Here is a 7,226-nt window from a genome sequence, read left to right as displayed (position 1 = left end):
TGTTTCTACAGATTAAACTACGCAATAAATTACGTGTTTATTCGATAGATATTTATAGTCTTATGATTAAAAATCGTTGACACTAAATCTACGAATACCCACATAGATTGTCTGATAAATTTTTAAAAAGCAATAAAATTGTTATGATATCTCCATTTAGTTTATTAGTCAAGTCTTAACTTAATACCTGTTCTTGATTAACAATATGATTGCATATGTTATCATATTAAATTAAAAATCATTCTTTACATAATTAAAAGATAAAATTCTGATAAATATATAAGAAATATTATGATTATTATTGTAATTTCTTAAATATATTTGTAATGTTAGGCATCACCCCATGCCATAATTGAAATGCATGTGCAGCTTGATAAATTAACATTCCTAATCCATCAGATAAGTAATTGCAACCTTGTTTTTGACACCAGTATAAAAAAGTTGTTAATTCTTTCTGATAAAATATATCATAACATCTCGGTTTGTTGTTTAATATAGAACTAGGTATAATAGGCATTTGTTTATTAGAGCTACTAGAAGTTGCATTAATAATTAAATCAAAATATTTGCCATTTAATTCACTAATACTACATGAATTGATAACACCATTATATTTAAAATTATAAACTAATTCTTGTGCACGACTATTAGTACGATTTGTTACTGTTAAAATAGCTCCTGAAAGAAGTAAAGGTAAAATTATTCCTCTAGCTGCACCTCCAGCACCTATTACCAGTACTCTATCTCCAGCTTTAATCATATTGAGTCTTTGAAGATCACTGATTAATCCAATTCCATCAGTATTATCTCCAAAAATTTTATTATCATTTTGTTTTTTTAAGGTATTAACAGCTCCTGCAAAATATGCTCTTTCACTAAGTTCATCAGCAAATTGATATGCTTCTTGTTTGAAAGGTAAAGTAACATTAGCTCCTAAACCACCTTGAGAAAAAAATTTTGAAATTGATTTTTTAAACTCATTTATTGGAACACATATGCATCCATAGTTATGCTTAATACCTGTCTGTTTAGCAAATTCATGGTGAATTAATGGAGACTTACTATGATTTATGGGATTACCAAAAACTGCAAATTTAAACATAAATTATCCCTGACGTATTAAATCTCCGGTGATAATATTTCGAATTTCAGAAGGATGTTTAAGACCACAAGTACTACCGAATAAAATAGGAAATGACTGACCAAATTGTTTTACAACATCTTCAAATGTGCGACAAGGATTTTGGTTTGAAAGATTGGCACTTGTTGATATTATTGGTTTCCCAAATTTAGTACACAGCTTTCTAACATAGGGATTTTTACTAATTCTAATTGCCACTGAGTCAAAATTTCCTATTATCCATTTTGGTGTTTTTGGTAAAGTTGGTACAATAAAAGTTACATGACCAGGCCAACGAGAAAACATATAATTACGTTGAAATGCTGAAATTTTATCATCAGCAACATATGATTTTAATTGATCATAATTAGCAGCAATTAAAATGAAACCTTTATTAGGTGAACGATTTTTAAGAATAATTAACTTTTTTACTGCGGTTTTACTTTCAGGATTACAACCTAATCCAAAAACTGCTTCTGTTGGATAAATTATTATACCGTTTTGTTTAAGTTCTTTTATACATTTTTCTATTGAACTGAAAATAATTTTTTTATACATGTTATTATATCAATTATTAAATTAATTTCATTACTGTTAAAAAAGATTGTTTAAATTGGAATGTTTAATTATTTTTTTATTTACAGTATTTTATCAAGTCAAGCATTAATAAAATTCTAACCAATTTTAGAAACAATTTTAACAATGAATATACTAAAAATAATTAGTGAATAATACTACTTGTAGAATCGAATAGTAGTTGTTCTACTTGTTGGTAAGCATTTTCACATCCTGGTACATTAAATAATACCATTAAAATTAACCACTTTAAATCTTCTAACTTAAACTCATGGATATCAAGTGCCATTACACGATCTATTATCATTTCCCTTGTTTCTAAATTTAGAATTTTAATTTGTTCTAAAAACAGCAAAAAACCTCTACTTTCCGTATCTAATCTTTTTTTTTCTTCTTCTACATATATACGCATGGACAATGAATTATGATTTGTTAAATTTGATGCAATAAATTTTTTTTGATACAATGATAGTTGTTCTAACCATCTTAAGGCGTTATATACATCTTCACTATAAAATCCAACATTTTTCAAATGATCTTTCAATTTATTCTCATCAACCATATTTCCGACCCTACTACATATATATGTTTCAAACAAGTAAATAATTACATCGAACATATCATACTTTCCTTAAATAGAGGTATATACTAAATTCTATTGATTTTATTAGGAATAAAAAATATTAAGTTGAGCGGTATCTGCAGTAATAAAATTAGTATTTTTATACTAAATTATAATTTTAATAGGAAGATATAAATAAAAATACTAAATCATACACTATAATTAAAAATATTTCATATTATATCCTAAATAATTAATTTTGTATGTAAAAATATTATAATTATCTCTACCAATATTATATGTTGTTTTGATTGATTCTATTAATTTTGATACTTTAATTAAAGTATGATATTTTTTTTGAAATATAATATAATTTTGAGAATCATGCTCTTTACTTTATTAAAATAATCATTATAATCAACAACATTTTATCAATTAAATATTAATAATATATTAAGTTATTTAATAAATAAACTATACAGTATAACCAAAAATATTTATGAAAGTATTACCATTATTATATTTTCCAGACAATCGTTTAAGAGAACAAGCATTACCAGTTAAAGAGATTAATGAAAAAATTCAGCGTCTCATAGACGATATGTTTGAAACTATGTATACAAATGGAGGTATTGGTCTTGCAGCTACTCAAGTTAATATTCATAAACGTATTATAGTAATTGATATTTCTAAAAATCGCAAAAATTGCTTAGTACTAATTAATCCAGAAATACTAGATATGAAAGGAAAAGCTGGAATAAAAGAAGGTTGCTTATCAATTCCAAATCAACATGCATTTATATCTAGAGCTGAAATAATTAAAATTCACTCATTAGATCGGTATGGTAATCTTTTTAAAATAGAAACTGGCGGTCTATTATCTATTTGCATACAACATGAAATAGATCATTTGAATGGTAAGCTATTTATTGATCATTTATCTCAATTGAAACGTCAAAGAATTAAAACTAGGTTAGAAAAAATAGCTAGATTAAAAAAATAGTTCCAGTGTAGTATATACTTTAATAATAGTGAAAAAATTTGGTTATAAAATTGAAAATAATTTTTGCTGGAACTTCAGAGTTTGCTGTACATCATCTCAATAAAATTATACAACACAATTATCAAGTTGTAGGCGTATTTACTCAACCTGATCGCCCATCTGGCAGAGGACAACAACTAACTCCTAGTCCTGTCAAAATCATATCTCAAATTAAGAATATCCCAATTTTTCAACCAGAATCATTTAATGATGCTAAATCTAAAAAATATTTGCAAATAATTTATGATTTAAATCCAGATGTAATGATTGTAGTATCTTACGGATTACTTATTCCAAATAACATTCTTAAAATTCCTCGTTTAGGATGTATAAATGTTCATGCTTCTTTATTGCCTAGATGGCGTGGTGCTGCGCCTATACAAAGAGCGATTTTAGCTGGTGATAAAAAAACCGGAATTACTATTATAAAAATGAATAGTAAATTAGACAGCGGAGATATACTGTACCAAATTGATTGTAATATTTCTTCACGAGATACTTCTTTAACAATTTATGCTAAATTAGCAACATTAGGATCACAAGCCGTAGTACATATATTATACAAACTTTCTTGTGGTAGTGTTTATTATAAAGAACAAGATAATAAACTAGCTTGTTATGCAAAAAAAATAAATAAAAAAGAAGCACAACTTAATTGGATAAGTTCAGCTGAACAATTAGAACGTTGTGTTCGTGCTTTTAATCCATGGCCAATAAGTTTTTTTTATGTTAATAACAACTTAATTAAAGTTTGGCAAGTCAGTATATTAGATCATGTAGATAAAAAACCAGGGGAAATTATTGAAGTTACAAAACAGGGAATTCAAGTGACTACTTTGAAGGGAGTTCTTAATTTAATTTGTTTGCAACCGCAAGGCAAAAAGCCAATGTTAGCTAGGGATTTTATTAACTCTCGGTATGAACTATTTAGACCTGGAACTAAATTGCAATAAATGATTTGTTTTGAAAAGAGTAAAAAACCCATTAATCAATGAGTTTTTACTCTATTTTATTATAAATTAAAATTATCCTAATTATTTTGCTATATTAGTTTTAACTTGAGTGTTTTTTAAGCGGTCAACTAATTCAATATATGCCATTGGAGCTTTATCACCGGGACGAAAACCGCACTTTAGAATACGAGTATAACCTCCAAAACGATTTGTAAAACGTGGACCTATTTGTTTAAATAATTTAACAACTGTTTCATTATCACAAATACGAGAATGTACAAATCGACGGTTACAAACATTGTCAATTTTAGCGATAGTAATTAATGGTTCAACAATACAACGTAATTCTTTAGCTTTTGGTAAAGTAGTTTTAATAATTTCATGACGAACTAAAGAAACTACAATATTACGAAACATAGCTTTACGATGACTTTCATTTCGGTTTAATTGCCGCCCAGTTTTACGATGGCGCACGATTTTATCCTTTTTCTAAAAATTATTTGTTACTATCATCATTCTTCTATAATGCTTTCTGGTGGCCAATTTTCAAGTCTCATACCAAGAGATAGATTACGTGAAGCTAAAACATCCTTGATTTCAGTCAGGGATTTTTTACCCAAATTTGGTGTTTTAAGTAATTCAACTTCAGTACGCTGTACTAAATCCCCAATATAATGAATACTCTCTGCTTTTAAACAATTAGCAGAACGAACGGTTAATTCTAAATCATCCACAGGACGTAATAAAAGAGGATCAAATTCTGGTTTTTCTTCTTCTATTTCAGGTTGACGCAAATCTCGTAAATCAACAAAAGCTTCTAATTGCTCTACTAAAATAGTTGCAGCCCGACGAATAGCTTCTTCAGGATCTATTGTACCATTTGTTTCCATATCAATCACAAGCTTATCTAAATCAGTACGTTGTTCTACACGAGCAGCCTCAACGTTATAAGCTATACGATCTACAGGACTATAACAAGCATCAACCAAAAGTCTACCAATAGGACGTTCATTTTCTCCTGTCTTAATTCGATTACAAACTGGTACATAACCACGACCAAGTTGAATTTTTATCCGCATGTTAATGCTAGCATTTTTATCAGTTAAATGGCAAATTATATGTTGAGGTTGAATAATTTCTACACTACTGTCATGCGTAATATCAGCTGCGGTTACTGGACCAATACCAGATTTATTTAAATTAAGTATAACCTCATCTTTACCTTGAACTTTTACTACTAATCCTTTTAGATTGAGTAAAATTTCTAAGATATCTTCTTTGACTCCCTCTTTAGTACTATATTCATGTAATACACCATCAATTTCAACTTCTGTTACTGCATAACCTGGCATTGAAGAAAGTAAAATGCGGCGAAGTGCATTACCAAGAGTATGGCCAAAGCCTCGCTCTAATGGTTCAAGAGTTACTTTAGCTTGTGTTGAACTTAGTTGTTCAATATCTACCAGGCGTGGTTTAAGAAATTCTGTCACAGAACCCTGCATTATATCCTCTCTTTGCTACTAAACTTTACTTGGAATAAAGCTCAACTATCAGGTGTTCATTAATGTCTGTAGATAGATCATTTCTTTCAGGAATATTTTTGAAACAACCTTCCATTTTTTTTATATCAACTTCTAGCCAATTTGGTTTTTCATGTTGTTCAGATATTTCAAGAGCAGCTTTAATACGAGATTGATTTTTAGCTTTATCACAAATTCTGATAACACTATTTGGACATACCTGATAAGAGGCAATGCTAACAAATCGGCCATTTACTATAACAGATTTATGACTTACTAGCTGACGGGCCTCTGCACGAGTAGCTCCAAATCCCATACGATAAACTACATTATCCAAACGACTTTCTAGAAGAACCAGTAAGTTTTCACCAGTATTGCCTTTTAAGCGTGCTGCTTTTTTATAATAATTACGAAATTGACGTTCAAGAACACCGTAAATACGACGAACTTTTTGTTTTTCACGCAACTGACCACCATAATCTGATAAACGTGGTTTACGTATACCATGTTGACCAGGCGCTTGTTCAATTTTACATTTAGAATCAATCGCTCGAACACCCGACTTAAGAAATAAGTCAGTACCTTCACGTCGACTCAGCTTGAGCTTAGGCCCTAAATATCTTGCCATTTTTTTCTCCAGCTATTCTATAAAATAAGTTTTTATACACGACGTTTTTTCGGCGGACGACAACCGTTATGAGGAATAGGTGTCATGTCAATAATATTTAGTATTCGAAAACCAACAGTATTTAAAGCACGAATAGTTGATTCTCGACCTGGACCTGGACCTTTTACCATTACTTCTAAATTCTTAATACCATAATCTTTTACTGCTTCTGCACAACGTTCTGCAGCAACCTGAGCAGCAAATGGAGTAGATTTACGTGAACCACGAAAACCAGATCCACCTGCGGTTGCCCAACCTAATGCATTGCCTTGACGATCGGTAATTGTCACAATAGTATTATTAAAAGAAGCATGTATATAAGCCACACCATCTAAAATTTGTTTTTTTAAGCGCTTACGTGTACGAATTAGTGCCTTTGCCATTTTTGTTATTCTCAATTATTTTTTGATTGGTTTACGAGGACCTTTGCGTGTACGTGCATTAGTTTTAGTACGTTGACCATGAACTGGCAGACTACGACGATGACGTAAACCACGATAGCAACCTAAATCAATCAATCTTTTAATACTCATATTAATTTCGCGGCGTAAATCACCTTCCACAACAAATTTAGCAACCTCATCACGTAATTGATCAATTTGTTTTTCTGATAATTCACTAACTTTGATACTTTCATTAATACCAGTAATAGCACAAATTTTTTTAGAACGGACTTTACCAATACCAAATATTGAAGTTAATGCCATGACAGTATGTTTTTTATCAGGAATATTTATTCCTGCTATGCGAGTCAATTTAATCTCCTAATAAATTTTATTTTTGTAA

Annotated in this window: 10 protein-coding genes; 2 read left to right on the top strand and 8 right to left on the bottom strand. The window is 29.6% G+C overall.

Translation table 11 applies throughout. The features are described from left to right. Positions 1 to 298: 298 nt before the first annotated feature. From aroE to CRV10_RS02805, 3 genes are all read right to left on the bottom strand, one after another. Complete coding sequence (aroE, locus tag CRV10_RS02815; RefSeq protein WP_136130306.1) at positions 299 to 1,102, bottom strand: shikimate dehydrogenase; 804 nt, start codon at positions 1,100 to 1,102, stop codon at positions 299 to 301. Positions 1,103 to 1,105: 3 nt separating this feature from the next. Continuing rightward, positions 1,106 to 1,678 (bottom strand): L-threonylcarbamoyladenylate synthase type 1 TsaC, encoded by a 573-nt coding sequence (gene tsaC / locus CRV10_RS02810; protein ID WP_136130305.1) that lies wholly within the window; start codon positions 1,676 to 1,678, stop codon positions 1,106 to 1,108. A 163-nt stretch (positions 1,679 to 1,841) separates the two neighbouring features. After that, entirely contained in the window at positions 1,842 to 2,315 is a 474-nt protein-coding gene (locus tag CRV10_RS02805) for a DUF494 family protein (protein WP_136130304.1), read from the bottom strand. Between the two features lie 442 nt (positions 2,316 to 2,757). Here CRV10_RS02805 and def point away from each other — a divergent pair, with 442 nt between their 5' ends. Next, positions 2,758 to 3,261: a peptide deformylase gene (gene def / locus CRV10_RS02800; RefSeq protein ID WP_136130303.1), complete on the top strand. Its 504-nt coding sequence runs from the start codon at positions 2,758 to 2,760 to the stop codon at positions 3,259 to 3,261. A 38-nt stretch (positions 3,262 to 3,299) separates the two neighbouring features. Then, a complete protein-coding gene (fmt, locus tag CRV10_RS02795) occupies positions 3,300 to 4,253 on the top strand; it encodes a methionyl-tRNA formyltransferase (RefSeq protein ID WP_136130302.1) in 954 nt (317 codons plus the stop codon). An 81-nt stretch (positions 4,254 to 4,334) separates the two neighbouring features. On the opposite strand, the gene rplQ is transcribed toward fmt, so the two are convergent. The 5 genes from rplQ to rpsM are packed head-to-tail and all read right to left on the bottom strand — an operon-like array spanning position 4,335 to position 7,195. Next, a complete protein-coding gene (rplQ, locus tag CRV10_RS02790; protein ID WP_136130301.1) occupies positions 4,335 to 4,727 on the bottom strand; it encodes a 50S ribosomal protein L17 in 393 nt (130 codons plus the stop codon). 38 nt (positions 4,728 to 4,765) lie between these two features. Beyond that, positions 4,766 to 5,755: a DNA-directed RNA polymerase subunit alpha gene (locus CRV10_RS02785; protein WP_136130300.1), complete on the bottom strand. Its 990-nt coding sequence runs from the start codon at positions 5,753 to 5,755 to the stop codon at positions 4,766 to 4,768. A gap of 25 nt (positions 5,756 to 5,780) precedes the next feature. Continuing rightward, positions 5,781 to 6,401, bottom strand: a complete 621-nt coding sequence (rpsD, locus tag CRV10_RS02780) for a 30S ribosomal protein S4 (protein ID WP_136130299.1) — start codon at positions 6,399 to 6,401, stop codon at positions 5,781 to 5,783. 32 nt (positions 6,402 to 6,433) lie between these two features. Continuing rightward, entirely contained in the window at positions 6,434 to 6,823 is a 390-nt protein-coding gene (rpsK, locus tag CRV10_RS02775) for a 30S ribosomal protein S11 (protein ID WP_136130298.1), read from the bottom strand. A gap of 15 nt (positions 6,824 to 6,838) precedes the next feature. Beyond that, on the bottom strand, positions 6,839 to 7,195 hold the full coding sequence (gene rpsM / locus CRV10_RS02770; RefSeq protein WP_136130297.1) for a 30S ribosomal protein S13: 357 nt from the start codon (positions 7,193 to 7,195) through the stop codon (positions 6,839 to 6,841). Between the last annotated feature and the right edge of the window lie 31 nt (positions 7,196 to 7,226).

The sequence above is a fragment of the Candidatus Pantoea edessiphila genome (assembly GCF_002933355.1).
GTDB classification, from domain to species: Bacteria; Pseudomonadota; Gammaproteobacteria; order Enterobacterales; family Enterobacteriaceae; genus Pantoea_C; species Pantoea_C edessiphila.
This window is presented reverse-complemented; position numbering and strand designations above follow the sequence as displayed.

Excerpts from the sequence above, each read along its gene's own strand:
- aroE (WP_136130306.1), bottom strand. The coding sequence starts at position 1,102 with ATGTTTAAATTTGCAGTTTTTGGTAATCCCATAAATCATAGTAAGTCT.
- tsaC (WP_136130305.1), bottom strand. The coding sequence starts at position 1,678 with ATGTATAAAAAAATTATTTTCAGTTCAATAGAAAAATGTATAAAAGAA.
- CRV10_RS02805 (WP_136130304.1), bottom strand. The coding sequence starts at position 2,315 with ATGTTCGATGTAATTATTTACTTGTTTGAAACATATATATGTAGTAGG.
- def (WP_136130303.1), top strand. The coding sequence starts at position 2,758 with ATGAAAGTATTACCATTATTATATTTTCCAGACAATCGTTTAAGAGAA.
- CRV10_RS02785 (WP_136130300.1), bottom strand. The coding sequence starts at position 5,755 with ATGCAGGGTTCTGTGACAGAATTTCTTAAACCACGCCTGGTAGATATT.
- rpsD (WP_136130299.1), bottom strand. The coding sequence starts at position 6,401 with ATGGCAAGATATTTAGGGCCTAAGCTCAAGCTGAGTCGACGTGAAGGT.
- rpsK (WP_136130298.1), bottom strand. The coding sequence starts at position 6,823 with ATGGCAAAGGCACTAATTCGTACACGTAAGCGCTTAAAAAAACAAATT.